Origin of the sequence: Curtobacterium sp. VKM Ac-2865 (genome assembly GCF_015350905.1) — a bacterium.
In the GTDB taxonomy this organism is placed as follows: domain Bacteria; phylum Actinomycetota; class Actinomycetes; order Actinomycetales; family Microbacteriaceae; genus Curtobacterium.
In genome coordinates this window covers 903,767-929,504 of the sequence record NZ_JADKRZ010000001.1, presented here as the reverse complement: position 1 = coordinate 929,504, position 25,738 = coordinate 903,767, and the positions used below count along the sequence as shown (strand labels likewise).

At 71.6% G+C, this 25,738-nt stretch carries 21 protein-coding genes; 18 read left to right on the top strand and 3 right to left on the bottom strand.

Features of this window, described 5'->3' with window-relative positions; genetic code table 11:
• Nucleotides 1–103: 103 nt before the first annotated feature.
• The 3 genes from ITJ54_RS04420 to ITJ54_RS04410 all read left to right on the top strand — a co-directional run bounded on the left by ITJ54_RS04420 (nt 104) and on the right by ITJ54_RS04410 (nt 3,280).
• Nucleotides 104–1,057, top strand: a complete 954-nt coding sequence (locus ITJ54_RS04420) for an ROK family protein (protein WP_194626046.1) — start codon at nt 104–106, stop codon at nt 1,055–1,057.
• A gap of 35 nt (nt 1,058–1,092) precedes the next feature.
• A complete protein-coding gene (locus tag ITJ54_RS04415; RefSeq protein WP_071276533.1) occupies nt 1,093–1,833 on the top strand; it encodes a lysophospholipid acyltransferase family protein in 741 nt (246 codons plus the stop codon).
• 61 nt (nt 1,834–1,894) lie between these two features.
• Nucleotides 1,895–3,280: a class II 3-deoxy-7-phosphoheptulonate synthase gene (locus ITJ54_RS04410; protein WP_194626045.1), complete on the top strand. Its 1,386-nt coding sequence runs from the start codon at nt 1,895–1,897 to the stop codon at nt 3,278–3,280.
• Nucleotides 3,281–3,380: 100 nt separating this feature from the next.
• Here ITJ54_RS04410 and pknB read toward each other — a convergent pair whose 3' ends face one another.
• Nucleotides 3,381–5,405 (bottom strand): Stk1 family PASTA domain-containing Ser/Thr kinase, encoded by a 2,025-nt coding sequence (pknB, locus tag ITJ54_RS04405; RefSeq protein ID WP_194626044.1) that lies wholly within the window; start codon nt 5,403–5,405, stop codon nt 3,381–3,383.
• A gap of 127 nt (nt 5,406–5,532) precedes the next feature.
• Entirely contained in the window at nt 5,533–6,723 is a 1,191-nt protein-coding gene (locus ITJ54_RS04400; protein ID WP_194626043.1) for a LysM peptidoglycan-binding domain-containing protein, read from the bottom strand.
• Nucleotides 6,724–6,976: 253 nt separating this feature from the next.
• On the opposite strand from ITJ54_RS04400, the gene ITJ54_RS04395 reads away from it, so the two are divergent.
• The gene (locus ITJ54_RS04395; RefSeq protein ID WP_194626042.1) at nt 6,977–7,309 is read left to right on the top strand and encodes an Rv2175c family DNA-binding protein; all 333 of its coding nucleotides are present in this window, start codon (nt 6,977–6,979) and stop codon (nt 7,307–7,309) included.
• 186 nt (nt 7,310–7,495) lie between these two features.
• Here the strand turns inward: ITJ54_RS04395 and ITJ54_RS04390 are convergent, their stop codons facing one another.
• Nucleotides 7,496–8,614 carry a polyprenyl synthetase family protein gene (locus ITJ54_RS04390; RefSeq protein WP_194626041.1) on the bottom strand — a complete coding sequence of 373 codons (1,119 nt, stop codon included), beginning with the start codon at nt 8,612–8,614 and terminating at the stop codon, nt 7,496–7,498.
• An 84-nt stretch (nt 8,615–8,698) separates the two neighbouring features.
• Between ITJ54_RS04390 and ITJ54_RS04385 the strand changes: the two genes are divergently transcribed.
• The 14 genes from ITJ54_RS04385 to ftsZ all read left to right on the top strand — a co-directional run bounded on the left by ITJ54_RS04385 (nt 8,699) and on the right by ftsZ (nt 25,727).
• Nucleotides 8,699–9,103, top strand: a complete 405-nt coding sequence (locus ITJ54_RS04385) for a DUF3040 domain-containing protein (protein ID WP_194626040.1) — start codon at nt 8,699–8,701, stop codon at nt 9,101–9,103.
• Between the two features lie 423 nt (nt 9,104–9,526).
• On the top strand, nt 9,527–9,958 hold the full coding sequence (gene mraZ / locus ITJ54_RS04380) for a division/cell wall cluster transcriptional repressor MraZ (RefSeq protein WP_071276119.1): 432 nt from the start codon (nt 9,527–9,529) through the stop codon (nt 9,956–9,958).
• 108 nt (nt 9,959–10,066) lie between these two features.
• Nucleotides 10,067–11,020 (top strand): 16S rRNA (cytosine(1402)-N(4))-methyltransferase RsmH, encoded by a 954-nt coding sequence (gene rsmH, locus ITJ54_RS04375; RefSeq protein ID WP_194626039.1) that lies wholly within the window; start codon nt 10,067–10,069, stop codon nt 11,018–11,020.
• 1 nt (nt 11,021) lies between these two features.
• A complete protein-coding gene (locus ITJ54_RS04370; protein ID WP_194626038.1) occupies nt 11,022–11,747 on the top strand; it encodes a hypothetical protein in 726 nt (241 codons plus the stop codon).
• 34 nt (nt 11,748–11,781) lie between these two features.
• A complete protein-coding gene (locus ITJ54_RS04365) occupies nt 11,782–13,554 on the top strand; it encodes a peptidoglycan D,D-transpeptidase FtsI family protein (protein ID WP_194626037.1) in 1,773 nt (590 codons plus the stop codon).
• Nucleotides 13,555–13,568: 14 nt separating this feature from the next.
• Nucleotides 13,569–15,194, top strand: a complete 1,626-nt coding sequence (locus ITJ54_RS04360; RefSeq protein WP_194626036.1) for a Mur ligase family protein — start codon at nt 13,569–13,571, stop codon at nt 15,192–15,194.
• Nucleotides 15,191–16,681, top strand: a complete 1,491-nt coding sequence (locus ITJ54_RS04355; protein WP_194626035.1) for a UDP-N-acetylmuramoyl-tripeptide--D-alanyl-D-alanine ligase — start codon at nt 15,191–15,193, stop codon at nt 16,679–16,681. The genes ITJ54_RS04360 and ITJ54_RS04355 overlap by 4 nt, the downstream gene beginning before the upstream one ends.
• Nucleotides 16,678–17,781, top strand: coding sequence for a phospho-N-acetylmuramoyl-pentapeptide-transferase (mraY, locus tag ITJ54_RS04350; RefSeq protein ID WP_194626034.1), 1,104 nt, complete (start codon nt 16,678–16,680; stop codon nt 17,779–17,781). The genes ITJ54_RS04355 and mraY overlap by 4 nt, the downstream gene beginning before the upstream one ends.
• Nucleotides 17,774–19,303 carry a UDP-N-acetylmuramoyl-L-alanine--D-glutamate ligase gene (murD, locus tag ITJ54_RS04345; RefSeq protein WP_228508212.1) on the top strand — a complete coding sequence of 510 codons (1,530 nt, stop codon included), beginning with the start codon at nt 17,774–17,776 and terminating at the stop codon, nt 19,301–19,303. Before mraY ends, murD begins: the two co-directional genes overlap by 8 nt.
• 61 nt (nt 19,304–19,364) lie before the next feature.
• Nucleotides 19,365–20,597 carry a putative lipid II flippase FtsW gene (ftsW, locus tag ITJ54_RS04340; protein ID WP_228508209.1) on the top strand — a complete coding sequence of 411 codons (1,233 nt, stop codon included), beginning with the start codon at nt 19,365–19,367 and terminating at the stop codon, nt 20,595–20,597.
• Entirely contained in the window at nt 20,594–21,712 is a 1,119-nt protein-coding gene (gene murG / locus ITJ54_RS04335; RefSeq protein WP_194626031.1) for an undecaprenyldiphospho-muramoylpentapeptide beta-N-acetylglucosaminyltransferase, read from the top strand. The genes ftsW and murG overlap by 4 nt, the downstream gene beginning before the upstream one ends.
• Nucleotides 21,709–23,148, top strand: a complete 1,440-nt coding sequence (murC, locus tag ITJ54_RS04330) for a UDP-N-acetylmuramate--L-alanine ligase (protein ID WP_194626030.1) — start codon at nt 21,709–21,711, stop codon at nt 23,146–23,148. Before murG ends, murC begins: the two co-directional genes overlap by 4 nt.
• Entirely contained in the window at nt 23,145–24,398 is a 1,254-nt protein-coding gene (locus ITJ54_RS18220) for an FtsQ-type POTRA domain-containing protein (protein ID WP_194626029.1), read from the top strand. The genes murC and ITJ54_RS18220 overlap by 4 nt, the downstream gene beginning before the upstream one ends.
• 168 nt (nt 24,399–24,566) lie before the next feature.
• A complete protein-coding gene (ftsZ, locus tag ITJ54_RS04320; protein ID WP_194626028.1) occupies nt 24,567–25,727 on the top strand; it encodes a cell division protein FtsZ in 1,161 nt (386 codons plus the stop codon).
• Nucleotides 25,728–25,738 lie beyond the last annotated feature (11 nt).

Here is a 25,738-nt window from a genome sequence, read left to right as displayed (position 1 = left end):
CGGTTCGATGGCGAGTGCGTCTCACGTTGACGACTCCCTTCCAGCATAGGGGCCGACCTCGCGCGTTCGATGAGTACGCACCGAACGGGTAGGCTCGTCACTCGTGCAGGCCATCGGAATCGACATCGGGGGCACCAAGATCGCGGGAGCGGTCGTCACGGAGCTGGGCGAGATCATCGCCGAGGACCGTGTGGCCACGAACGCTGCGGACCCGGACGCAATGCTGGACGACGTCGTCACGATGGTCCAGCGCCTGAGCGCGCAGCACCAGGTGGGAGCCGTCGGCGTCGCCGCCCCGGGCTTCATCGACGCCTCGCAGTCGATCGTCTACTACACGCCGAACATCAGATGGCGGAACGAACCCCTGCGCCAGAAGCTGCAGCAGCGGCTCGGCGACCTGCACATCACCGTCGACAACGACGCCAACGCCGCCGGGTGGGCCGAGTTCCGCTTCGGTGCGGGTCGGCTCGTGTCCGACATGACCATGCTGACGATCGGCACCGGCGTCGGCGGCGCCATCGTGACCGAGGACCGGCTCTTCCGCGGGGGCTTCGGCACCGGCGGCGAGATCGGCCACCTGCGCATCGTCCCGAACGGTCTGCCGTGCGGGTGCGGTGCCCGCGGATGCATCGAGCAGTACGGCTCCGGCCGCGCCCTGCAGCGCATGGCGAACGACGTGGCAGACGCCGGCGGCATCGGCGTCGCGCTGGCACAGGCTCGTGACGACAACGGCGGCCACCTCGACGGTGCCGTCGTGGGCGAGCTCATCCTGGCCGACGACCCAGGGGCCCTGGCGGCACTGCGGCGTCTCGGTCGCCACCTCGGCGAAGCGTGCGCGTCGCTCTCCGCCGTGCTCGACCCGCAGCTGTTCGTCTTCGGCGGCGGCGTCGCGAGCGCGGGGGAGCGCCTCCTCGAGCCGATCCGCCAGGCCTACCTGAACAACCTGCCCGCCCGCGGCTACCACCCCGAGCCCGAGTTCGTGATCGCCGAGCTCGTCAACGACGCCGGCGTGGTCGGTGCCGCGGACCTCGCGCGCATCCACGCCCGCACCGCCTAGCACCGCCGTCCGCCGTCCCCGACCCGGAGTCGATGATGCTCTACTGGTTGCTCAAGAACTTCCTGCTCGGTCCGCTGATCCTGACCCTGTTCCGGCCGTGGGTCGTCGGGCGCGAGCACGTGCCGAGCTCGGGGCCGGTCATCTTCGCGTCGAACCACGTCTCGTTCATCGACTCGGTGATCCTGCCCGCGGTGCTCGACCGGCGCATGTCCTTCCTGGCGAAGAGCGACTACTTCACCGGTCGCGGGCTCAAGGGCTGGGCGACGAAGACGTTCTTCAACGCCATCGGCCAGCTCCCCATCGACCGGTCCGGCGGCAAGGCCTCCGAGGCCTCGCTCCGCACGGGCCTGCAGGTCCTGGCGCGGGGTGAACAGCTCGGCATCTACCCCGAGGGCACCCGCAGCCCTGACGGCAAGCTGTACCGCGGCCGGACCGGCATCGCGCGGATGATCCTCGAGGGCCGCGTGCTCGTCATCCCCGTCGCGATGGTCGGCACCAGGGAAGTGCAGCAGATCGGCCAGCGGTTCCCCAAGTTCAAGCGCGTCGGCGTCGTGTTCGGCAAGCCGCTCGACTTCTCCCGCTTCCAGGGCTTCGAGACCGACCGCTTCATCCTGCGCAGCGTCACCGACGAGGTCATGCACGAGCTCGCCGGTCTGAGCCGCCAGGAGTACGAGGACGTGTACGCGACGAGCGTCAAGGAGCGCGCGAGCTCCGCCCGCGCACAGGTCGTGCGGGCAACCGCCAAGCGCGAGCGACGGGGCACGGCCGGACGGTAGGCTCAGACGGTCCCGGCAGCACCGTCGGGAGCGCCACCCACGAGAACCCAGAGGTACCGCCTTGTCCGAGTCGACCGACTTCGTCGCCCTGCAGGATCCGGACGTCATCGAGGGCCTCGACCACTGGCGGACCCTCCCCATCAAGCAGCAGCCGACGTGGCCCGACCAGGCCGCCGCCGAGGCCGCCTCGGCGGAGATCGCGACGCTGCCGCCCCTCGTCTTCGCGGGAGAGGTCGACCAGCTCCGCGACCGCCTCGCCGCCGCCGCGCAGGGCAGGGCCTTCCTGCTGCAGGGCGGTGACTGCGCTGAGACCTTCGCCGGCGCCACGGCCGACTCGATCCGCGACCGCGTCAAGACGATCCTGCAGATGGCCGTCGTGCTGACGTACGGCGCCTCGATGCCGGTCATCAAGATGGGCCGCATGGCCGGGCAGTTCGCCAAGCCCCGGTCGAGCGACCTCGAGACCCGCGGCGACGTCACGCTGCCGGCCTACCGCGGCGACATCGTCAACGGCTACGACTTCACCCCCGAGAGCCGGCAGGCCGACCCGCGCCGCCTGGTGCAGGGCTACCACACGGCGGCCTCGACGCTGAACCTGGTCCGCGCGTTCACGCAGGGCGGGTTCGCCGACCTGCGCCAGGTGCACTCGTGGAACAAGGGCTTCGCGTCGAACCCCGCGAACGCCCGGTACGAGCACCTCGCGCAGGAGATCGACCGCGCGATCCGCTTCATGGACGCCTGCGGTGCCGACTTCGAGCAGCTCAAGCACGTCGAGTTCTTCGCCTCGCACGAGGGCCTGCTCATGGACTACGAGCGCCCGATGACCCGGATCGACTCCCGCTCGGGGCTCGCCTACGACACCTCGGGGCACTTCATCTGGATCGGGGAGCGCACCCGCGACCTCGATGGCGCCCACGTGGACTTCCTGTCGCGCGTCCGCAACCCGATCGGCGTCAAGCTCGGCCCGACGACGAGCGTGTCCGACATGGAAGCCCTCATCGACAAGCTCGACCCGAACCGCGAGCCGGGGCGCCTGACGTTCATCACGCGCATGGGCGCCGGCAAGATCCGGAACGAGCTGCCCAAGCTCCTGCAGGCCATCAAGGGCATGGAGGCCAACCCGCTCTGGGTCACGGACCCCATGCACGGCAACGGCCTGACCACGCCGACGGGCTACAAGACCCGTCGCTTCGACGACGTCGTGGACGAGGTCCTCGGCTTCTTCGAGGTCCACCGCGAGGCCGGCACCTACCCGGGCGGCATGCACGTCGAGCTCACGGGCGACGACGTCACCGAGTGCCTCGGTGGCTCCGAGCAGATCGACGAGGCCACCCTCGCCACCCGCTACGAGTCGCTCTGCGACCCGCGCCTCAACCACATGCAGTCGCTGGAACTGGCGTTCCTGGTGGCCGAGGAGCTCGGCGCGCACCCGTACCCGCCGCGCTAGTCGCGACCAGGTCGCAGACGGGAGGCCCGGTGCCAGCTGGCACCGGGCCTCCCGTCCTGTCGGTGGTCGCGCCCACCGCGCGCCGCTGCCGACGCAGCGGCTACTGCGGGTAGGACAGGGCGATCGTGTCGCCCTTGTAGACCGTGGTGCCCGGGGCCGGATCGGTCGACTTGACCGGCAGGTTGGCCTTCCAGTCGTAGAAGCTGCAGAGCACGTTCGTGCAGTCGGGGTAGGAGACCTTCAGGCCGAGGGCTTCGAGCGTCGACGTGGCCTCGTTGATGGTCGAGCCCTCGACCTTCGGCAGCGTGATCGGCGTCGGGCCCTTCGACACGACGACGTCGACGGCCGTGCCCTTGACGGCGGGGTCGTCGTGCGCCGTGGCGGACAGGACCTGTCCGGTGGGGACGTCGTCGCTGTACCGGGAGTCCTGCGTGCCCAGGGTGAGGCCGACGGCCTCGAGTGCGGCCTGCGCCTGGCCCACGGTCTTGCCCGTGACGTCGGGGACGGCTCCGAGTGACACGGTGAGCGTGACGGGGCCGCGTTCGCCGTACTCGGGCACGGAGGACAGGTCGATGGTGGTGCCGCCGGTGCCACGGCCGGTCGCGGCGATGACGGTGTCCTTCGGCACGTCGGCCGAGAACTGGTACTGCGGGTCCTGCAGGTCGAAGTCGTCGTCGAGGGCTGCCTGGGCCGTCGAGACCGACTGGCCGACGATGGCGGGGAGGGCGATCATCTTCGGCCCGTTCGACACCAGGATCTGGATCGCGGTGCCCTTCTGCACCACGCGCGCTGCGGCCGGGGCGGTGGCGGACACGCGGCCCTTCGCGACGACGGTGTCGAAGCGGGCACCGGTGCGGTCGGCTGCACGGAGTCCCTCGGCCTCGAGCATCTGCCGGGCCTGGGACACGGACTTGCCGGCGACCTGGGGGATCCGGACGTTCCCGCCCGGGCCGGGGCCGAACCACCAGCCGACGCCGGCGGCAGCGAGGGCCAGGACGAGGACGACCACGAGCGCGATCCAGCCGCGCTTCCGGCGCTTGGTGGCCTTGTCGGCGAGGCGCTGGCTGGCGGGGGAGAGCGCCCCGGACGTCTGACCGGTGCGACGAGGCCCCGGCTGGTTGCGCCCGCGGTCGCCGGACGTCGTTGCTCCGCCGGTGCGTCGGGGCTCGAGCACGGTGGTGGCGTCGGTCGCGTCGCGGGCTCGGTCGGGGTCAGGAGCGCCGGCCGGCAGGATCGCGGTGGCGTTCTCCGGGCGCAGGACGGCCGTGCGGTACTGCCCGGTGGCGCGCTGCTGGTTGCCGTTGATGTGCTCGAGCATCTCGCGGGCGTCGCGCGGGCGGTCGTCGGGGTCGCGGGACGTCGCCCAGGTGACCAGGTCGTCGAGCTCCGAGGGGACGCCCGGCGTGACGATGCTCGGGGCGGGGACGGTGTCGTTCGCGTGCTGGTAGGCGATCTGCATCGGCTGTTCGCCCTTGTAGGGCTGCTCGCCGGTGAGCATCTCGTAGAGCATGATGCCGACCGCGTAGACGTCGCTGCGGGAGTCGGCGGCGCCGCGGGTGACGAGCTCGGGGGACAGGTACGCGATGGTGCCGAGGAGCGCTGCGCCGGTGGCGGTGTTCTGCGAGGCGGCGCGGGCCAGGCCGAAGTCGCCGAGCTTGATGCGGCCGTCGTCGGCGAGGAGCACGTTCTCGGGCTTGAGGTCGCGGTGCACGATGCCGGCCCGGTGCGCCGAGGCCAGTCCGGCCAGCACGGCACGGAGGATGTCGGTGGCCTGCTCGGGCGTCAGGGCGTGGTGCTCCTGCAGGAGGTCCCGCAGCGTGATGCCGGGGATGTACTCCATGACGATGTAGGCGGTGTCGTCCTCGGCGCCCTGGTCGTAGACGCCGACCAGGTTCGGGTGGGACAGCCGCGCTGCGGAGCGTGCCTCCTGGATGAAGCGCTCCCGGAAGGCCTGGTCGTCGGCCAGGTGGCCGTGCATGATCTTGATCGCCACGCGGCGTTCGAGCCGGACGTCGGTCGCCAGGTACACGGTCGCCATGCCCCCGCGAGCGATGCGCGAGCGCACGCGGTACCGCTGGTCGATCATGCGACCGATCATGGGGTCCGTGGCGGCGTTCGTGCTCATCGGCGGCATTCTACGAAGGCGGGTGCGATCCGTCGGCGGGGACGCACCGGCCGTGATGCAATCTCGACCTGGAGGATGAGTCGCGTCCGCGGTCGGGAGTCCGGCGCCGCCCCGACCGCGACGGTGCTCAGAGCGACGCCAGCCAGGCGGTCGCGGACTTCTCCCACTGCGCGTACGCCTTCGGGTAGGCGGAGATCTGCACGGCCTGGGCGGCGTCGGCCACGCTCTTGGACGCCCAGCCGCGGACGTCGAGCAGGCCGGTGGTCGTGCCCTTGTTCGGGTTCGACCGTCCGCCGAAGAACAGGCGGGTGGCGTACGTCGGGTCCTGCAGCTGTGCCGCGGTGCCCCAGCCCTGGCTCGGGCGCTGCTGGAACAGGCCGACCGAGTCGCGGTCACCGTGCGGCAGGTTGCGGAGGCTGGACTCCTGCATCGCTGCGGCGAGGGCGATCACGATGCCGCGGTCGGGGACGCCCAGGGAGCGGCCGACGTTCGCGATCGTCTGTGCGTTCGCGCGCTGTTCGGCGGAGAGCGACGGCCCGGACGACGGCAGCACCAGCGTCTTGCCGGCGTAGATCGTGCTCGTGTAGGTCAGGCCGTTCGCCGACAGGAGTGCCGACACCGGGACTCCGTGCGCGGCTGCGATCGACGCGATGGTCTGACCGGCGCCGATCTTGACCGACCCGGCCCTGGTGGAGGACGGCGAGGTCGAGGCCGAGGCCGATGCCGGTGCCGCTGCGGGAGCGGCGGACACGGGGGCTGCGGCCGGGGCCGACCCGGCGCGGGGGACCCGGAGCGCCTGGCCCGGCTGGATGATGCTGCCGAGCGACAGGCCGTTCGCACGGAGCATGGCCGAGGTCGACACGCCCACGCGGGCGGCGATGCCCGAGACGGTGTCGCCCTGCTTGACGTGGTAGACCGCACCGCTCGGAGCCGCGGCCCGGACGGGTGCCGCCACGGCCGGGGTCGACGCGAGGTGCAGCGTCTGCCCGGGGTGGATGATCGTGTTCCAGCCGAGGCCGTTGCGGACCAGGACCTCCTGCGCCGACAGGCCGTAGCGGGCCGCGATGCCGGAGACCGTGTCACCCTGCTGCACGGAGTACGTGGTCGGGGCCTTCCGCACGGCGGACACCGTCGTGATGGTCGGCTTCGCTGCGCGGGCCACGGCGGGGCTGTAGACCGAGCGGTGTCCGACGTTGTGGTCCTCGTCGACGTGGCGCTTGTTCGCGGCGCCGTCGTCCTCGTGCCGCGTCTCGGCGTGGGCGACCGGCCCGGTCAGCCCGGCGGTGACGGCGATCGTCCCGGCCAGGACGATGGGCATGGTGGCGAATCTGGCGGAACGTGCGCGTCGTGCGCGGTCGTCGGCGTCGGTGTCCACGGGGTGCTCCTGTCAGGCGGGTGAGCTGTGGGGACGCGGCAGCGCGCTCACAGGCGGCTCCACGCTGGCATGTCGTGAATCGCAAGTCAACCAGAGAGTCGGATGTGCCGTGTGTGACCCATGTGACGGACGAGTGGTTCGCGTACCGGCTGCTCTCTGGCACGATGGGCGTGTGAGTGCGACACCCACGGATGACATGTCCCTTTCCGAACGCTGGCTGACGGTCCCCGACCTCGTCGAGCTGCTGGGCGTCAGCCCCGGCCGCGTCCACCGGCTCTTCGAGCAGCGGACCCTGCTCGCGGCGCGCGTCGGCGGTGTCCTGCGCGTGCCCGTCGAGTTCCTCGACGACGCCGAACCGCTGCCCGAGCTGCGCGGCACGCTCGTCGTCCTCGGCGACAACGGCTTCACCGACGACGAGGCCGTCCGCTGGATGCTCGCCGTCGACGACGCGATCGGTGACTCGCCGATCAACGCGCTGCGCGCCGGCCGCAAGGCCGAGGTGCGCCGCATCGCGCAGTCCCTGCTCTGACCGCAGTCCCCGGCGCCCCCCGAGCGTGGCCGAGTCTCGCCGTGGTGGACACCGCACGCGTTCCTGACGGCGCGGGACGTCCGCGGGGCCGAGTCTCGGCGCGGCGTCGCGTGCTCGACGCAGCCGCAGACGGACGGGAGGCCCGGTGCCAGCTGGCACCGAGCCTCCCGTTCGCATCTGGTGCGGCTAGGCGGACCGGCGGCTGACCGTGTCGGCCAGCGACGCGAGCTGCTCCCGCGCCGACGGCGTCAGCGGTGCGGCGTCGAGCGCTGCCTTGGCGCGCTGCACGTGCCGGTCGATCGAGCGCTCGACCGCGGTCACCGCGCCGGACTCGGTCAGGGTCGCGCGGAGCATCTGCACCTGGGCCTCGTCGAGGTCCGGGTCGCCGAGGAGCTCGTCGAGGAGCGCGCGGGACCCACCGGGCAGTGCCTTGCGGGCCGAGGCGATGAGGACGGTCCGCTTGCCCTCGCGGAGGTCGTCACCCGCGGGCTTGCCCGTGACCTCGGGGTCACCGAAGACACCGAGCATGTCGTCACGGAGCTGGTAGGCCACGCCGAGGGGGAGCCCGAACGCGCGGAGCCCATCGAGCTGCGACGCGGACGCGCCGGCGACCAGGGCGCCGATGACGAGCGGAGCCTCGACGGAGTACTTCGCCGACTTGAACACGACAACCCGCTGGGCGCGGAGCAGGTGCTCGGACTCGTCCACGGTCGGCCAGGCCGTCTCCTCGTGGATGTCGAGGTACTGCCCGGCGGTGACGTCGAGCCGCATGGTGTGGAACTCCTGGCGCACGATGCGGGCACGCGCGGGGTCGAGCAGCGCCAGGCCCTCGTCGAACACGGCGTCGCTCAGGGAGAGCAGCATGTCACCGAGGAGCAGCGCGGAGTTCGTGCCGTACAGGCCGCGGTCGCCGACCCAGCCGGAGTCCTGGTGTCGGGACTCGAACCGGCGATGGGCAGCGGGACGCCCACGACGGGTGTCCGAGCGGTCCATGATGTCGTCGTGCACGAGGGCTGCCGCGTGGAAGACCTCGAGTGCCGCGGCGACCGTGACGACCGCCTCCGCCGTGGTCTGTCGGGAGCCCTCCGCCAACGGGTCGAACGACCCGGAACGCCCTGCCACGGACTGCCACCCCCAGTAGCAGAACAGGGCCCGGAAGCGCTTGCCACCGGACAGGAGGTCTCGGGCGAACTCGTCGAACGGAGCCAGGTCCGGACTGATCGCAGCGAGTCGATCGCGCTGGTCGTCCAGTGCTCGATCGATCCGTGCCGAGACGAGGTCCACTAATCGCGTACTCTCAGCCACGGTGCCTAGCCTAGTGGGTGGCCCGGTCGTAGGATCGGTCCACCCAATCCAAGCGTCGATCCCAGGGACAAAGAGGGAATCCGGATGCCACTTTCGGAGCAAGAGCAGCGACTTCTCGAAGAGATGGAACGCAGCCTCTACCAGAACGACTCCGACTTCGTGGCGCGCGTCACCCGACGACAGGGGCGACCGACGTACACGTCGATCACCATCGGTGTCCTCGGAGCGCTCGCGGGAGTCGCCATCGTCATCCTCGGGCTGGTCATGCGCCAGCCCCTCATCGGCATCGTCGGCTTCGTCGTCATGCTCGCCGGGGTGCTGTTCGCGCTCCGACCAGGCATGGGGGCACCGAAGCCCTCGGCCAGGGCACCGCGGACGTCGTCGTCCGGTGGCAGCCGCGGCCCGGCGTCCGGAGGCTCGTCGAACGGCGGGTCGTTCATGGACCGCATGAACGAGCGCTGGGACAAGCGCAACGACCCGAACCAGTAGTCCCCCTCCACACTCCTCCACGGGGTCGGCCCTTCACGGGCCGGCCCCGTTTTTTCGTGCCCGCGCTGTCCTCCGGTGCGAGGCTGCCCACTCGATGCGGGGTCGTGGCGGCGCACCGGGGGCGCAACCTCGCACGGGCTGAGCGACCGCGCACGGTGCGACCCTCGCGCGCCGTGCCGCACGCCGCCCACCGCGCGCCCTGGGCCTGCGAAAGTCCTCCACTTCGCTCCCCGGTCGACCCCGCGGCGCCGATCCGCGCCGTTCCGGGGGTGACGGACGTGGCGGGACCGAGCCGAGCCTCCTGACCGGCCCCCAGAACGGGGGTCTGGAGCCGTTTCGGGGAGGGCTTTCACCCCGAAGTGGAGGGAAGTGGAGTACCGTGGAGCCTGTCGCTGACCGGTGGAGCTGAGGGGAGGCCCCGACGTGTTGCTCGGTACCCATGCCCCCAAGCTCGACGAGAAGGGTCGCGTGATCCTCCCCGCCAAGTTCCGCGACGAACTGTCCGGGGGGCTCGTGATGACCCGCGGTCAGGAACGGTGCGTCGTCGTCTTCAGCGCCAGGACGTTCGAGGAGATCCACGAACGCGTCCGCCAGGCACCGATGACGTCGAAGCGCACCAGGGACTACATGCGCCTGTTCCTCTCGGGGGCCAGCGCAGAGCAGCCCGACAAGCAGAACCGCGTGACGATCCCGCAGAACCTCCGTGAGTACGCGGGACTCGAGCGGGACCTCACGGTCATCGGCAGCGGTGACCGTGCCGAGATCTGGTCGACCACCGCGTGGGAGGCCTACTACGCAGAAGCCGAAGAGGCATTCGCCGAGAACGACGAGGAGGTGATCCCGGGCATCTTCTGATCCGCGGATCGGGACTCCCAGCCGTACGCCCTGATGCACCTTCCCCGGTGTCAGGTCGGTATGGATGGGGATCCGGACCCGTGGCCCAGAGGACGCGAGGGGCTGCACATGAGCACACCCGAACGGTTCCCGCACACCCCCGTCATGCTCGAGCGGATCGTGGACCTCTTCACGCCGACGCTCGACGGGCCGGGCAAGGTCGTCGTCGACGCCACGCTCGGCATGGGCGGGCACGCCGAGGGCCTCCTCGGGCGCTTCCCCGAGCTGACGCTCATCGGTCTCGACCGCGACACCGACGCGCTCGGCATCGCGGGAGAGCGCCTCGCCCGGTTCGGCGACCGTGTCCGCCTCGTGCACACCGTGTACGACGAGATCCAGACGGCCGTCGCCGACCAGGGCTTCACCACCGTCGACGGCGTGCTGTTCGACCTCGGTGTGTCCTCGTTGCAGCTCGACCGGGCGGAGCGTGGGTTCGCCTACAGCCAGGACGCCCCGCTCGACATGCGCATGGACCGGACCGAGGGCATCACCGCCGCTGAGGTCCTCGCGGACTACGACGAGGGCGAACTGCGCCGCATCTTCCAGCGCTACGGCGAGGAGAAGCTGGCCGGCCGCTACGCCAAGGCCATCGTCGAACGCCGGACCGAGACGCCCTTCACGATGTCGGGTGACCTCGTCCAGGTCCTCCACGACGCCACCCCGGTCGCGATCCAGCGGCAGGGCCACCCGGCGAAGCGCGTGTTCCAGGCGCTCCGCATCGAGGTCAACACCGAGCTGAGCGTGCTCGAGCGGGCGATCCCCGCGGCACTCGACGCCATCGCCGTCGGTGGCCGGATCGTCGTGGAGTCCTACCAGTCGCTCGAGGACCGCATCGTCAAGCGCGCGCTGGTCAAGCGGACCACGTCCAGCGCCCCGGCGGACCTGCCCGTCGAGCTCCCCGAGCACGCCCCCACCTTCTCCCTGGTCGTCAAGGGCGCGGAACTGGCCGACGAGGCCGAACGCGCCGCCAACCCCAGGGCAACGCCCGTGCGACTCCGCGCGGCCGAGCGAATCCGGAAGTGACATGAGCACGAACCTCGCACTCGTCGACCCCACCGTCGCCCCGTCGCGCGCGCCCAGGCCCTCCCGCCCCCGGCCGGAGCTCGTCGAGGTCACGCCCACGAAGGCCCAGCGCCGCGCCCGCCCGCGCATCGCGTACGCCGTCGTCGGTGTCGCGGCCCTCGGCACGCTGCTGCTCGCGCAGCTCGGCATCAGCATGGTCCTGAGCCAGGGGGCCTACGAGCTGAACTCGCTGTCCGCCGAGCAGACCACGCTGAGCCGGTCGCAGCAGTCCCTCTCCGAGGAGCTGCGCGTGCTCGACTCGCCGCAGAACCTGGCCCGCAACGCCCAGGCACTCGGGATGATCGCGAACTCGACGCCCGTCTACCTCGACCCGACGACCGGCCGGGTGTTCGGCACGCCGACGCCGGCCACGCCCGAGGAAGCGACCGGCAACACCGCGAACCAGGTGCCGAACTCGCTGCTCGACGGCGTCCCCCTCGCGGCGACGCGGGGCGACACGACGACGAGCAAGGAGAACGGTGCAGCGGCACCTGCTGCTGCGCCCGACGCCGACACGGCCGCGCCCGCCGCCGAGAAGGCCGCGCCGGCCGCCGCCGACACCGACGCCGCTGCCACCGCGACGGGTGACGCTGGGAAGACCAGCGGCGCCAGCGCGTCGGACGGGGCTTCCTCGAAGTCGTCCGTAGAGTCCGACCCGAACCAGCTCCAGGCACCCTCCACCCGGTGACCTGCGGGTCAGGACCCCGGAAGGACCGCACCGCGTGACGAAGACGATCCGCAACCGCCGACTCCGCTACAGCGTCGTCATCATCGCCGTGATCGCGCTCGTGGCGGTGTTCGTCGTGCGCCTGGTCGACATCCAGGTCGTGCAGGCCGCCGAGCTCAACGAGCAGTCGAAGGCCAAGCGCAGCATCCCCGTGACCCTCTACGGCGCGCGGGGGTCGATCGTCGACCGCGACGGCACCGCGCTGGCCGACAGTGTCACCCGGTACAACATCACCACCGCGCCGCGCCTGGTCAAGGCGTTCAAGGGCAAGCTCGGCGGCACCCGCGTCAAGGACGTCAGCGTCGACGTCGCCCTGGCCGCGATCGCGAAGGCCTCCGGCGGTGACGTGGCGGCGATGGAGAAGGCGATCGCCGCCGACCCGACGTCCGACTTCGCCTACCTGGTCAATGGACTCGACGTGAAGCGGTACGAGGCCGTCCGCGCGCTCGACGTCCCGTGGCTGTACCCGCAGCAGCAGTCGGCGCGGACGTACCCGACCGGCGCCACGACCGGCAACCTGACCGGCTTCATGGGCACCGACGGCGCGCAGGCCGGCCTCGAGCTCGCGTACAACAGCTGCCTCGCCGGCACGAACGGCTCGGAGACGTACGAGCGCGGCGAGGACGGCGTGCAGCTGCCCGGCAGCACCGTCACGACGAAGCAGGCCAAGGACGGCGGCACCCTCGAGACCACCATCGACAGCGACCTGCAGTACATGGCGTCGCAGGACATCGCCGACGCCGCGCAGCAGATCGGCGCCGTGTCCGCCACGGCGACCGTCACGAAGGTGAAGACGGGGGAGATCCTCGCGGTCGCCGACTACCCGACGGTCGACCCGAACGACGTGGACGCCACGACGGACAAGGGCGCCTACGGGTCCCGTGCGCTGACGGACTCGTACGAGCCGGGCTCGACGATCAAGTCGGCCATCGCGGCGGCGCTCATCGACCAGGGCAAGGCCACGCCGACGACGGGCATCTCGGTGCCGTACTCCCGCACGTTCCCGTGGGGTGGCAGCATCCACGACTCCGAGTTCCACGCCACCGAGAACCTGACGCTGACGGGCATCCTCCGTGACTCGTCCAACGTCGGCATCACCGAGCTCGGCTCCCGGCTCACGACGCAGCAGCGCTACGACGTCATGAAGAAGTTCGGCCTGTTCCAGCCCGAGCCCGGGATCGAGTACCCGGGTCAGCCCGGCATGCAGTACGGCGCGAGCCCGAACTGGGACCAGCAGACCGACATCAACTCGATGTTCGGCCAGGGCATCTCGACGACGGCCATCCAGGTCGCGGGCATCTACCAGACCCTCGCGAACGGCGGCGTCCGCATCCCGCCGCACTTCATCAAGGGCTGCACCACGGCCGACGGCAAGACCATCGACGCGCCCGACGTGCAGCCCGAGCGCGTCGTGTCGGCCGGCGCCGCCCAGCAGGTGACCGACATGCTGCAGAGCGTCGTCACCGGCGGCACGCTCGTGGGCATGAAGCCGATCTCCGGCTACAACATCGCCGCGAAGACGGGTACGGCAGAGGTCGCCGACGGCGCGAAGGGCTACGGTTCCGACCGGATCATCTCGGTGGCCGGAATGGCACCCGCCGAGGACCCCCAGTATGTTGTCACGGTGACGTTCACGAAGCCGGGGCCGGGACACAAGTTCTCCAGCTCCGCCGCTCCGGCGTTCCGTACCCTGATGTCCCAGGTGCTCGAGAAGTACCGTGTCGCCCCCTCCACGACCGAGGCGAAGACCTACCCGTCCACGTGGTGAGGAAGAAGGAGCACTTGTCCGCACGGATCCCCCCGGTCCTCCGGCCCGAACACCCGACCCCGAGGGCCGTGGCCGAGCTCGCGAACGCCTTCGGGCTCCGCGTGGTCGGTTCGCTCGACGGCGTCGAGACCACCGGCGTCACGCTGAGCGCCGCCGAGGTCCAGCCCGGTGACCTCTTCGTCGGCGTGCACGGCGCGAACCGGCACGGCGCCCAGTTCGCCGCCGACGCCGCCGAGCGCGGGGCCGTCGCGGTGCTGACCGACACCGACGGTGTCGCCCTGGCCGAGCCGGCCGGACTGCCCGTGCTCGTGGTCGACGACCCCCGCGCCGCCCTCGGCGACGTGTCCGCCTGGGTCTACCGCACGCACCCGGACGAGGCCGACGACCTCCCGCAGCTCTTCGCGGTGACCGGGACGAACGGCAAGACGAGCACCTCCTACATCCTCGAGGGCATCCTCAAGCAGCTCGGTCTGGTCACCGGCCTGAGCTCGACCGCGGAGCGCCACATCGGCTCGCTCAGCGTGACGAGCCGCCTGACCACGCCAGAGGCGAGCGAGATGCACGCCCTCCTCGCCCGGATGCGCGAGAGCGAGGTGCGCGCGGTCGCCGTCGAGGTGAGCGCGCAGGCCCTCAGCCGCCACCGGGTCGACGGCATCGTCTTCGACGTCGTGGCGTTCACGAACCTCAGCCACGACCACCTCGACGACTACGCCGACATGGAGGAGTACTACCGCGCGAAGCTCCCGCTGTTCGAGCCCGAGCACGGCCGCCGCGGCGTCGTCTCGCTCGACACCGACTGGGGCCACCGCGTCGTGCAGGACTCCCGGATCCCGGTGACGACCATCACGGTGCACCCCGACGTCGAGGCCGAGTGGAACGTCCACATCACCGACGCCCAGGCTGCCTACACCGAGTTCCGCCTCACCGGCCCCGAGGGCCGCGAGCTCACCACCCGCGTGCCGCTCATCGGCTGGCACATGGCCGCGAACGCCGCGCTGGCGATCGTCATGCTCGTCGAGGGCGGGTTCGAGCTCGGTGCCATCGCGCAGGCGCTCGAGTCCGGTCACCGTCGCTACCACGACGAGACCGACGGCCGGTCGGTCAGCGCCATCGAGTGCTACCTGCCCGGCCGCACCGAGCGGGTCTCGGGCGACCGCGGCCCGAGCGTCTACGTCGACTTCGGCCACAGCCCCGACGCCTTCCTCAACACCCTGGCCGCCGTCCGGCAGTTCACGCCGGGCAAGGTCGTCATGCTCTTCGGCGCCGACGGCGACCGCGACACGACCAAGCGCGCCGACATGGCCCGCGTGGCCGCCGGGGGCTCTGACGTCCTCGTCGTGACCGACCACCACCCGCGCTTCGAGGACGCCGCCTCGATCAGGACCACCCTGGTCGACGCCGCCCGCGCCGCGTTCCCGGACCACGAGATCCACGAGGTCAGCCCGCCTGAGGCCGCCATCCGTACCGCCGTGGCACTGGTCGGCGAGGGCGACTCGATCCTCTGGGCCGGCCCCGGCCACCAGGACTACCGCGACATCCAGGGCGTCAGGACGCCGTACTCCGCCCGCGACGAGGCCCGTGCGGCCCTGCGCGAGGCCGGCTGGGAGCCGAACGCCGGCCCGGTGGAGGAACCGCGATGATCGCCATGTCCCTCGCCGAGATCGCAGCCGCGGTCGACGGCGAGCTGGTCCGCGGTGCCGCCGACACGATCGTCGACGGCTCCGTCGAGACCGATTCGCGCCTCGTCGGCCCCGGCAGCGTCTTCTTCGCGCTCCTCGGTGAGGAGACGGACGGCCACCGCTTCGTGCCGTCCGCGGCCGACGCCGGCGCTGCCCTGGTCGTCACCGAGCGCGCCACCGACCTGCCCGACGACAGCGCCACCGCGCAGGTCGTCGTGGCCGACGGCTACGCCGCCCTCGCCGCGCTCGCGCACGAGGTCGTCGCCCGTGTCCGCGCGTCGAGCGCCGACCGGACCGACGAGCAGGGCCGTCCGGCCGCGCTGCGCGTGGTCGGCATCACCGGCTCGAACGGCAAGACCAGCACCAAGAACATGCTGCGGACGATCCTCGCCGGGCACGGTGAGACCGTCGCTCCGGAGGGCTCCTTCAACAACCACGTCGGCGCGCCGATCTCGATGCTCCGCGTCACCCACGACACCCGGTTCCTCGTCGTGGAGATGGGTGCGAGTGGCATCGGCCACATCGCCAAGCTCGTCGCGATCGCCGAGCCCGACACGGGCGTCGTCCTCAAGGTGGGCCTCGCGCACGCCGGCGAGTTCGGCGGCATCGAGGCCACGCAGCGCGCGAAGTCCGAGATGGTCACCGACCTGCCCGCCTCCGCGACCGCCCTGCTGAACGTCGACGACGACCGGGTGGCGGCGATGCGCGGCCTCACGGCCGCCCAGGTGGTCGGCTTCGGCACGTCCGACGACGCGGACTACCGCCTGACCGGTGTGTCCACGGACCGCGACGGCACCCGCTTCACGCTCACCGCGCCTCCCGGCCGACCGGAACAGGACCAGCCGGGAGGCTCGGAGCAGGTCTCCGAGACCGTCGACGTCCGCCTCGCCATCCTGGGCGAGCACCACGCGATGAACGCGACGGCCGCGCTGGCCGTCGCCCACCGCTGGGGCGTGCCGCTGGCCGACGGCGCCGCCGCGCTCGCGTCGATGACGCGGGCCGAGCGCTGGCGCATGGAGCTGCTCCAGGGCGGTCCGGAGGGCGTCACCGTCATCAACGACGCCTACAACGCCTCACCCGACTCGACCGCCGCTGCCCTCCGCACGCTCGCGCAGGTCGTCCGACCGGGGGAGCGCACCATCGCGGTCCTCGGCGAGATGGCCGAGCTCGGCGAGTTCTCGGTGGAGGAGCACGACACCATCGGGCGCCTCGTCGTCCGGCTCGGGATCGGCCAGCTCGTGGTCGTCGGCCGCGGCGCCATGGCCATCCACCAGGCCGCCACCCTCGAGGGATCGTGGGACGGCGAGTCCGTGTTCATCGAGGACGTCGACGACGCCGTCCAGACCCTGCAGGAGATGGTCCGCCCCGGCGACGTCGTCCTCGTCAAGTCCTCGAAGTCGGCCGGGCTGCGGTTCCTCGGCGACCGCCTCGGAGGTGTCCCCGCATGATCGCCCTCCTGATCGCCGGCGCCGTGTCGCTGGTGTTCACACTCCTGCTCACGCCCCTGTTCATCCGGCTGTTCCACCGTCTCGGGTGGGGCCAGTTCATCCGTGACGACGGTCCGCAGTCGCACCACACCAAGCGCGGCACCGCGACCATGGGCGGCATCGTCCTGATCCTCGGCACGGTGATCGGCTACTTCGTCGGGCACCTGGTCGGGCGGGACTCCGTCACGCTCTCGGGCATGCTCGTGCTGTTCCTCATGGTCGGGCTCGGCCTGGTCGGGTTCGTCGACGACTTCCTCAAGGTGCGCCGCCAGCGGAGCCTCGGGCTCGGCGGGTGGGCGAAGATCCTCGGCCAGGTGATCGTCGGCGTCATCTTCGCCACGATCGCGCTCGTGGTGCCGAGCTCGACGGGCAAGCCGCCCGCGTCCACGATGATCTCGGCGATCCGGGACATCCCTTGGCTCGACTTCATGGCCCTCGGCACGTTCATCGGCACGATCCTGTTCCTCGCGTGGATCGTCCTGCTCACGGTGTCGACGTCGAACGGCGTCAACGTGGCGGACGGCCTCGACGGCCTCGCGACCGGGTCGAGCATCCTGGCGATCGGGTCCTACGTGATCATCGGCTTCTGGCAGTCGAACCAGATCTGCGGCGGCGCCCGGCTCGACACGAACACGGAGCACGCCTGCTACACCGTGACGAACCCGCTCGACCTCGCCGTCGTCGCGGCCGCGGTCTGCGGTGGCCTGATCGGCTTCCTCTGGTACAACACGTCGCCGGCACAGATCTTCCTCGGCGACACCGGGTCGCTCGGCCTCGGTGGCGCGCTCGCGGGTCTCGCGATCCTCAGCCGCACCGAGCTGCTGCTCGTCCTCATCGGCGGCCTGTTCTTCATCGTCACCGGTTCGGTCATCCTGCAGCGGGCGTACTTCAAGATCACCCACGGCAAGCGCATCTTCCGGATGAGCCCGTTGCACCACCACTTCGAACTCAAGGGGTGGGCCGAGGTGACCGTGGTCGTGCGGTTCTGGATCATCGCCGGACTCTGCGTCGCAGCCGGTGTCGGACTCTTCTACCTGGAATGGATCGCACGCGTTGGTTGATCGTCTCGAGGGGCTCGACAGCTGGTGGTCCGAGGGCTGGAAGGGCCTCGACGTGGCCGTGCTCGGTCTGGGGGCCACGGGGTTCTCGGTCGCCGACACCCTCGTGGAGCTCGGCAGCACCGTCACCGTCTACTCGACCGACGCGCCCGCGGACAGCGTCGAGCTGCTCGCGGTGATCGGCGCCCGGTTCGTGCAGACGCCGCTCGACGCCGTGCCCGCCGACCTGGAGCGCCAGACGCCCGACCTGGTCGTCGTGTCGCCCGGGCTGCCGCCGCACAACCCGACCGTCCGCTGGGCCACCGAGCACAGCACGGTCTGGGGGGACGTCGAGCTCGCCTGGCGGGTCCGCGACAAGGTCGTGCGCGGCCCGGTCGCCGCCCCGTGGGTGACGATCACCGGGACGAACGGCAAGACCACGACGACGCAGCTGACCACCGCCATGTACCAGGAGGAGGGCCTGCGGGCCGTGGCCTGCGGCAACATCGGTGTGCCCGTCCTCGACGTCGTCCGCGACCCCGAGGGCTTCGACGTCCTGGTCGTGGAGCTCTCCAGCCACCAGCTGCACTACATGGCGTCCTCGGGTGACGGCGCGGTCCTGCCCCTGGCCTCCGTGTGCCTCAACATCGCCGACGACCACCTCGAGTGGCACGGCTCCGCCGAGGCCTACCGGGCCGCCAAGGCGAAGGTGTACGAGCGCACCGTGCTGGCCTGCGTCTACAACGTCACCGACGAGGCGACCCGCCACATGGTCGAGGAAGCCGACGTGGTCGAGGGCTGCCGTGCCGTCGGGTTCACGCCGGGCGTCCCGGCCGCCGGCGACGTCGGGATCGTCGACGACGTCCTGTGCGACCGCGCCTTCGTCGAGGACCGCCGGAACGCGGCACTCGAGCTCGCCACGCACGAGGACCTCGAGGCCGCCGGGCTCGCGAGCCCGCACATGACGATGAACGTGCTCGCCGCCGCGGCCCTCGCGCGCGCCGGCACGGTCCGTCCCGCGGCGATCCAGCGTGCGGTCCGGGCGTTCCGGGCGGACCACCACCGCACCGAGCACGTCGCCACCGCTGCCGGCATCGCCTGGGTCGACGACTCGAAGGCGACGAATCCGCACGCCGCCACGGCGTCGCTGTCGGCGTTCCCGTCGGTCGTCTGGATCGTCGGGGGGCTGTTCAAGGGCGTCGACGTCGACGCCCTCGTTCAGGAGTTCGGCCCGTCCGCCCGCGGCGTCGTGGTCATCGGCGCCGATCGGAGCCCGGTCGTGGAGGCATTCGCGCGACACGCGCCCACGGTGCCGGTCCTGCAGGTCGAAGCAACGGACACTGATCAGGTCATGCCCGAGGCGGTCCGACATGCCGCGTCGATCGCGAGATCGGGCGACACGGTCCTCCTCGCCCCGGCTGCCGCGTCGTTCGACCAGTTCGGCTCGTACGCCGACCGGGGCGAGCGCTTCGCGGCTGCGGTCCACGAGCACCTGGGAGGCGACGCCGATGGCGACACCGACGGATCTTCCGGCGAACGGCCGTAGCGGCCGTCCCGGCCGAACGACGACCAGCACGACGACGACCAGGCCGTCGGCGTCCAGCAGCATGGCGTCGGGTCGCTCCGCCGCCGGACGCCGGGCGAACGGCGCCGTCGTCGCGGTCCGGAACGTCTTCGTCGCCGAGTCGAGCAGCTTCTACGCGATCCTCGGCGTGACGCTGTTCCTCGTCGTCTTCGGCGTCGTGATGGTGCTGTCGTCGTCGAGCGTCGAGGAGTACCGCTACAAGCACGGGTTCTTCGGCGCCTTCGCCAAGCAGGGCCTCTACGCGCTCATCGGCGTGCCGCTCATGCTCGTGGTCAGCCGGTTCCCCGCCGAGTTCTGGCGCCGTTGGGCGATGCGCATCGTCGGCGCCGGCCTGGTGCTCCAGCTCCTCGTGTTCACCCCGATCGGCATCGACGTGCAGGGCAACCGGAACTGGATCGGCTTCGGCGGGGTCACCGCGCAGCCCTCCGAGTTCCTCAAGCTCGCACTCGTGCTGGGCATCGGCGCGGTGCTGTTCCGCAAGCGCGAGAAGCTGCACGACTGGCGCGAGGTCTTCATCCCGGTCGGGCTGGCCACCGCGGTGTCGATCGGCCTCGTCCTGCTCGGTGGCGACCAGGGCACGGCGATGATCATGGTCATCCTGGTCTTCGGCAGCCTGTTCGTCGGCGGCGTCCGGCTGCGGCACCTGGCGGTGGGCATCGCGGCGATCGCGGTGATGCTGCCCGTCGTCACGATGGCGTCGAGCTCGCGGCAGGTCCGCATCAGCGCCTGGCTGTCCGGGTGCTCCGACTCGAACCAGGCGCAGGACATCTGCTGGCAGCCCGTGCACGGCATGTGGGCGCTGGCCTCCGGTGGCGTGTTCGGTGTCGGGCTCGGCAACTCGAAGGCGAAGTGGTCCTGGCTGCCCGAGGCCGACAACGACTACATCTTCGCGATCGTCGGCGAGGAGCTCGGGCTGATCGGCTGCGTCGTCGTGCTGGCGCTCTTCGTGGTGCTCGCCATCAGCATGATCAAGGTCATCCGCTTGTCCGACGACCCCTTCGTCCGCACCGTCACCGGCGGCGTCCTCGCCTGGGTGATCGGGCAGGCGCTCGTCAACATCGCCGTGGTCCTCGGCCTGCTGCCCGTGCTCGGCGTGCCACTCCCACTCATCTCCGCGGGCGGGTCAGCGCTGATCATGACGCTCGTCGCGATCGGCGTCGTGCTGTCCTTCGCCCGGGAGATCCCCGGCAAGACCGCCCTGTCCCACGCCCACGACGTCCACGACGTCCGCACCAGGAACGGGAGCGTGCGGTGAGCACCTACCTCTTCGCCGGCGGCGGCACCGCCGGCCACGTGAACCCCCTGCTCGCCGTGGCCGACCGGCTGACCGAGCGTTCCCCGGAGGCCCGCGTCCTCGTGCTGGGCACGGCGGAGGGCCTCGAGTCCCGCCTGGTGCCGATGCGCGGCTACGAGCTCCTGACGATCCCGCGGCTGCCGTTCCCGCGGAAGCCGAACGCCGCGGCGCTGCGCTTCCCGGGTGCCTTCTGGCGCGCGGTGCGTCGGACGGAACAGCTGATCCGCGAGCACGACGTCGAGGTCGTCCTCGGGGTCGGTGGCTACGCGGCCGCCCCGGCGTACGTCGCGGCGAAGCGCACCGGCACGCCGATCGTCGTGCACGAGCAGAACGCCAAGCCGGGCCTGGCGAACCGGCTCGCGGCGTTCCTGACGCACCACGTGGGCGTCACCTTCTCGAACACCCGCCTGCGGCACGCCCGCCTGGTCGGCATGCCGCTGCGCCGCGAGGTCGAGGACCTCGACCGCCGTGCACGTCGTGCGGAGGGCCTCGCCGAGTTCGGGCTCGACCCGGCACGCCCGGTGCTGCTCGTGACGGGCGGGTCGTCCGGCGCCAGGAGCATCAACCGCACCGTGAACCGCGCGGCCGCGTCCGTCGTCGGGGCCGGCTGGCAGGTGCTCCACGTCGTCGGCGGCAAGTCGGACATCGGCCCGAGCGACCTCGACGGGTACACCGTCCTGCCGTACTGCGACCGGATGGACCTGGCGTACGCCGCGTCCGACTTCGTGGTGTCGCGTGCCGGCGCCGGCATGGTGTGCGAGCTCGCGGCCGTCGGGCTGCCGAGCGTCCTGGTGCCGTACCCTGTCGGCAACGGCGAGCAGCGGCACAACGCCCGCGACGTCGTCGAGGCCGGCGGTGCGGTGCTCGTGACGGACGAGGAGTTCGACCAGGACTGGGTCACGTTCCAGCTCCTGACGATCCTGCAGGACCGCGCCAGGATCGCCGACATGGCGATGCGCGCCGGCAGCGTCGGCCACCGTGACGGTGCCGACCGGATGACGGACCTCGTGCTCGACGCGGTCCGCAGCAGCGCCGACCGCGGGCACGCGCCCGGCAGCACCACGGAGGAAGCATGACCATCAAGCCGGACCTGACCCAGCCGATCCCGGACGACCTCGGCACGGTGCACTTCGTCGGCATCGGCGGCTCCGGCATGAGCGGGATCGCACGGATGTTCCTCGCCGCCGGGCACCGCGTCACGGGCAGCGACTCCCGCGAGACCGCGACGACCGGCCGGATGCGCGAGCTCGGCGCCGAGGTGCAAATCGGGCACGCCGCGTCGAACGTGGGCGCAGCGGACACCATCGTCGTCACGAGCGCCCTCTGGCCGGACAACCCCGAGCTCCTCGAGGCGCAGGCACGCGGCCTGCCGGTCCTGCACCGCTCGCAGGCCCTCGCCGCCCTCATCGCCGAGCACCGCCTGGTCGCCGTCGCCGGCGCCCACGGCAAGACCACGTCGACGGGCATGATCGTCACCGCCATGGTCGAGCTCGGCCTCGACCCGAGCTTCGTCAACGGCGGCGTCATCCAGTCCCTCGGCACCAGCTCGGCCCCCGGCACGAGCGACCTCTTCGTGGTCGAGGCCGACGAGTCCGACGGCTCCTTCCTGCTCTACGACGTCGCGGTCGCGCTCATCACGAACGTCGACGCCGACCACCTCGACCACTACGGCAGCGAGGACGCGTTCATCGACGCCTTCGTCGAGTTCGCCGCGAAGGCCCGTGAGCGCATCGTCGTCTCCAGCGACGACGCCGGGGCGAAGCGCGTCACCGCCGGCGTCCGCGCCCTGGAGCACGCTCCGGAGATCGTGACCTTCGGCGAGGCCGCCGACGCGGACGTCCGCATCGAGCGCATCGTCGAGTCGGCCGGCGTCGAGGTCGACTTCCGCGCGGCGGGGGAGTCCCACCACCTGACGCTCCGCGTGCCCGGACGACACAACGCGGTCAACGCCGTCGGTGCCTTCGCCGTGCTCACCGGGCTCGGCGTGTCCCCGGCCGACGCCGTGCGCGGCATCGAGGCCTTCGGCGGCACCGAGCGTCGCTTCGAGCTGCACGGCGTCGAGCGCGGCGTGTCGGTCTACGACGACTACGCTCACCACCCGACCGAGGTCGCCGCAGCCCTCCGCGCCGCGCGGAACGTCGTCGGTGACGGGCGGATCATCGCGATCCACCAGCCGCACCTGTACTCGCGCACCCGGATGATGGCCGGGGACTTCGCCGCGGTCTACGAGCAGCTCGCCGACCACACGGTCGTCCTCGACGTCTACGGCGCCCGCGAGGACCCGGAGCCCGGCGTCACGGGCGCCCTGGTGCAGGAGCGTTTCCACGACCAGAGCCACGTCGACTACCTGCCCGACTGGGCCGAGGCCTCGGCCCGCGCGGCCGCGGTCGCCCGCGACGGCGACATCATCATGACGCTGAGCTGCGGCGACGTGTACCGGATCATCCCGCAGGTGCTCACGGCCCTCGGCGACGCGCCGGCTGACCAGAGCGACGAGGTCAGCGCCCGGTGAAGCGTCCCGAGGGCTTCGACGAGCGTCCGGCGCAGCGCGCCGCCGCCGACGAGGGTGAGGACCGCGCGCCACGTGAGCGCCGGGTGCCGCGACTCGGGCGGCTCACCGGCCGTCGCGGGGCCCCGGACGCCCAGGAGGCTCCGCTCGCCCCCGCCCCGTCGGCGGAGGACCGCGGCACGGTCGCGTCCACCCCCGCACGCCCGGCGGGCGCCCTGCCGGACCTGCCCGACGTCACGGCCACGGGCACCGTCATCGACGCGGACGACGACCGCGACGCGCGTCGCGACCACGACCAGGACCGCGACGGGCGTCACGACGCCGACCGCGACCACGCCGACCGCGACCACGCGGACCGCGACCACCTCGACGGTGACCGTGCGCCGGGCGCGACGGACGTCGTCGACCTGCGCACGGCCTCCAGGCCCGACCACACGGACAGCACGCCCATCGGCGCAGGTGTCCGCGCCGCCGAGACGGCACGCGAGGCGCGAGCAGCCCGCAAGCGCCGCCGCCTGCACGAGCGGGCCGAGGTCCGCCGCTTCACCCGCCGCTCCCGGCACCGGCGCGTCGCGTGGCTCACGACGGGCGGCATCGTCGTCGTGCTCGGCGTCTCGATCCTCGTCGCCGTGTTCTCCCCGCTGATGGCGCTCCAGCGGATCGAGGTCAAGGGCACGAGCCGCGTCGACGACGCCGCGCTGCGCCGGGCGCTGTCCGACCAGATCGGCACACCGCTGGCCCGGCTCGACTCGGCCGCGATCAAGCGGGACATCGCCGCCTTCCCGCTCATCGAGAGCTACGTGACCGAGGAGTCGCCGCCGCACACGCTGGTCGTGACGGTGACCGAGCGGACCCCGGTGGTGACGGTCCAGAACGGGAAGTCCTTCGACCTCGTCGACCCCGCCGGGATCGTCGTGCAGTCCACGACGAAGCGCCCGGACACGATGCCGCTCGCGGACGTCGGGTCCGCCAAGCTCGGGTCCTCGGTGTTCCGCACGATGACCGAGGTCGTCCTGGCGCTGCCGTCGGCCGTGCGCTCGCAGGTGTCCGGCGTCGCGGCGTCGACCTCCGACGACGTGACCCTCACCATGAAGGACGGCTCGCGCGTCGTGTGGGGGAGCCCCGACGAGTCCACGGCCAAGGCCGCCCTGCTCGACGCCCTCGTGAAGGACCACGCCGCCCGCGCGCCGGACACGGCGGTCGAGTACGACGTGTCCGCGCCCGACAACGGGATCATCCGCACCCAGGACTGAGCGCACCGGCGCCGCGCCGAGAAAGTGCGGGACCCCATTGCTCGACACGCGGCGTGGCGGCGCGACACCGTGCGGAGCGCACCCGTAGCGTCGACGCAGCACCACCCATAGCAGCACAACCCCGCAACTTCAAGTAGAGGTTGAGGGTTCTACCGGAGGCCGACTGACGTGACCACGAACCACAACTACCTCGCCGTGATCAAGGTCGTCGGTGTCGGCGGCGGCGGCGTCAACGCCGTCAACCGCATGATCGAGCTGGGCCTCCGTGGGGTCGAGTTCATCGCGATCAACACCGACGCCCAGGCGCTCCTGCTCAGCGACGCCGACGTCAAGCTCGACGTGGGCCGCGAGATCACCCGCGGTCTCGGCGCCGGCGCGGACCCCGAGGTCGGCCGTCGTGCCGCCGAGGACCACGCCGAGGAGATCGAGGAAGCGCTCGCGGGCGCCGACATGGTCTTCGTCACCGCCGGTGAGGGCGGTGGGACCGGCACGGGTGGTGCGCCCGTCGTCGCCCGCATCGCCAAGTCGATCGGTGCCCTGACCATCGGTGTCGTCACGAAGCCGTTCAGCTTCGAGGGCAAGCGCCGTCAGTCCCAGGCCGAGAACGGCGTCGCCGGCCTGAAGGACGAGGTCGACACGCTCATCGTCGTGCCGAACGACCGCCTGCTCGAGATCTCCGACCGTGGCATCTCCATGGTCGAGGCCTTCGCGACCGCCGACCAGGTGCTCCTCGCCGGCGTGCAGGGCATCACCGACCTGATCACGACCCCCGGTCTGATCAACCTCGACTTCGCCGACGTGAAGAGCGTCATGCAGGGTGCCGGTTCGGCGCTCATGGGCATCGGGTCCTCGCGCGGAGCCGACCGGGCGATCAAGGCCGCGGAGCTCGCCGTCGCGTCGCCGCTGCTCGAGGCCTCGATCGACGGTGCGCACGGCGTGCTGCTGTCGATCCAGGGTGGCTCGAACCTCGGCATCTTCGAGATCAACGACGCCGCCCGCCTGGTGCAGGAAGCCGTCCACCCCGAGGCGAACATCATCTTCGGTGCCGTGATCGACGACACCCTCGGCGACGAGGTCCGTGTCACGGTCATCGCGGCCGGCTTCGACGGCGGGGAGCCCTCCTCGCAGGTCAAGGAACGCCGCGCCAGCTGGGTCGACCCGGACGCCGGTGCCACCGTGCCCGTCGGCTCGAGCTCGACCGGCCCGCAGGACGCCGCCCCGGCGCGCTCCTGGGCGTCGCAGGAGCACGAGCCGCCGGCGCAGCGCGCCGCGGACCCCGCCTTCGACGGGGACGACGACGAGCTCGACGTCCCCGACTTCCTGAAGTAGGCACGCGCTCA

Excerpts from the sequence above, each read along its gene's own strand:
- murC (WP_194626030.1), top strand. The coding sequence starts at position 21,709 with ATGACCATCAAGCCGGACCTGACCCAGCCGATCCCGGACGACCTCGGC.
- ITJ54_RS04400 (WP_194626043.1), bottom strand. The coding sequence starts at position 6,723 with ATGCCCATCGTCCTGGCCGGGACGATCGCCGTCACCGCCGGGCTGACC.
- ITJ54_RS04395 (WP_194626042.1), top strand. The coding sequence starts at position 6,977 with ATGTCCCTTTCCGAACGCTGGCTGACGGTCCCCGACCTCGTCGAGCTG.
- rsmH (WP_194626039.1), top strand. The coding sequence starts at position 10,067 with ATGAGCACACCCGAACGGTTCCCGCACACCCCCGTCATGCTCGAGCGG.
- mraY (WP_194626034.1), top strand. The coding sequence starts at position 16,678 with ATGATCGCCCTCCTGATCGCCGGCGCCGTGTCGCTGGTGTTCACACTC.
- ITJ54_RS04415 (WP_071276533.1), top strand. The coding sequence starts at position 1,093 with ATGCTCTACTGGTTGCTCAAGAACTTCCTGCTCGGTCCGCTGATCCTG.
- ITJ54_RS04385 (WP_194626040.1), top strand. The coding sequence starts at position 8,699 with ATGCCACTTTCGGAGCAAGAGCAGCGACTTCTCGAAGAGATGGAACGC.
- ftsW (WP_228508209.1), top strand. The coding sequence starts at position 19,365 with ATGGCGTCGGGTCGCTCCGCCGCCGGACGCCGGGCGAACGGCGCCGTC.
- pknB (WP_194626044.1), bottom strand. The coding sequence starts at position 5,405 with ATGAGCACGAACGCCGCCACGGACCCCATGATCGGTCGCATGATCGAC.
- ITJ54_RS04355 (WP_194626035.1), top strand. The coding sequence starts at position 15,191 with ATGATCGCCATGTCCCTCGCCGAGATCGCAGCCGCGGTCGACGGCGAG.
- ITJ54_RS04370 (WP_194626038.1), top strand. The coding sequence starts at position 11,022 with ATGAGCACGAACCTCGCACTCGTCGACCCCACCGTCGCCCCGTCGCGC.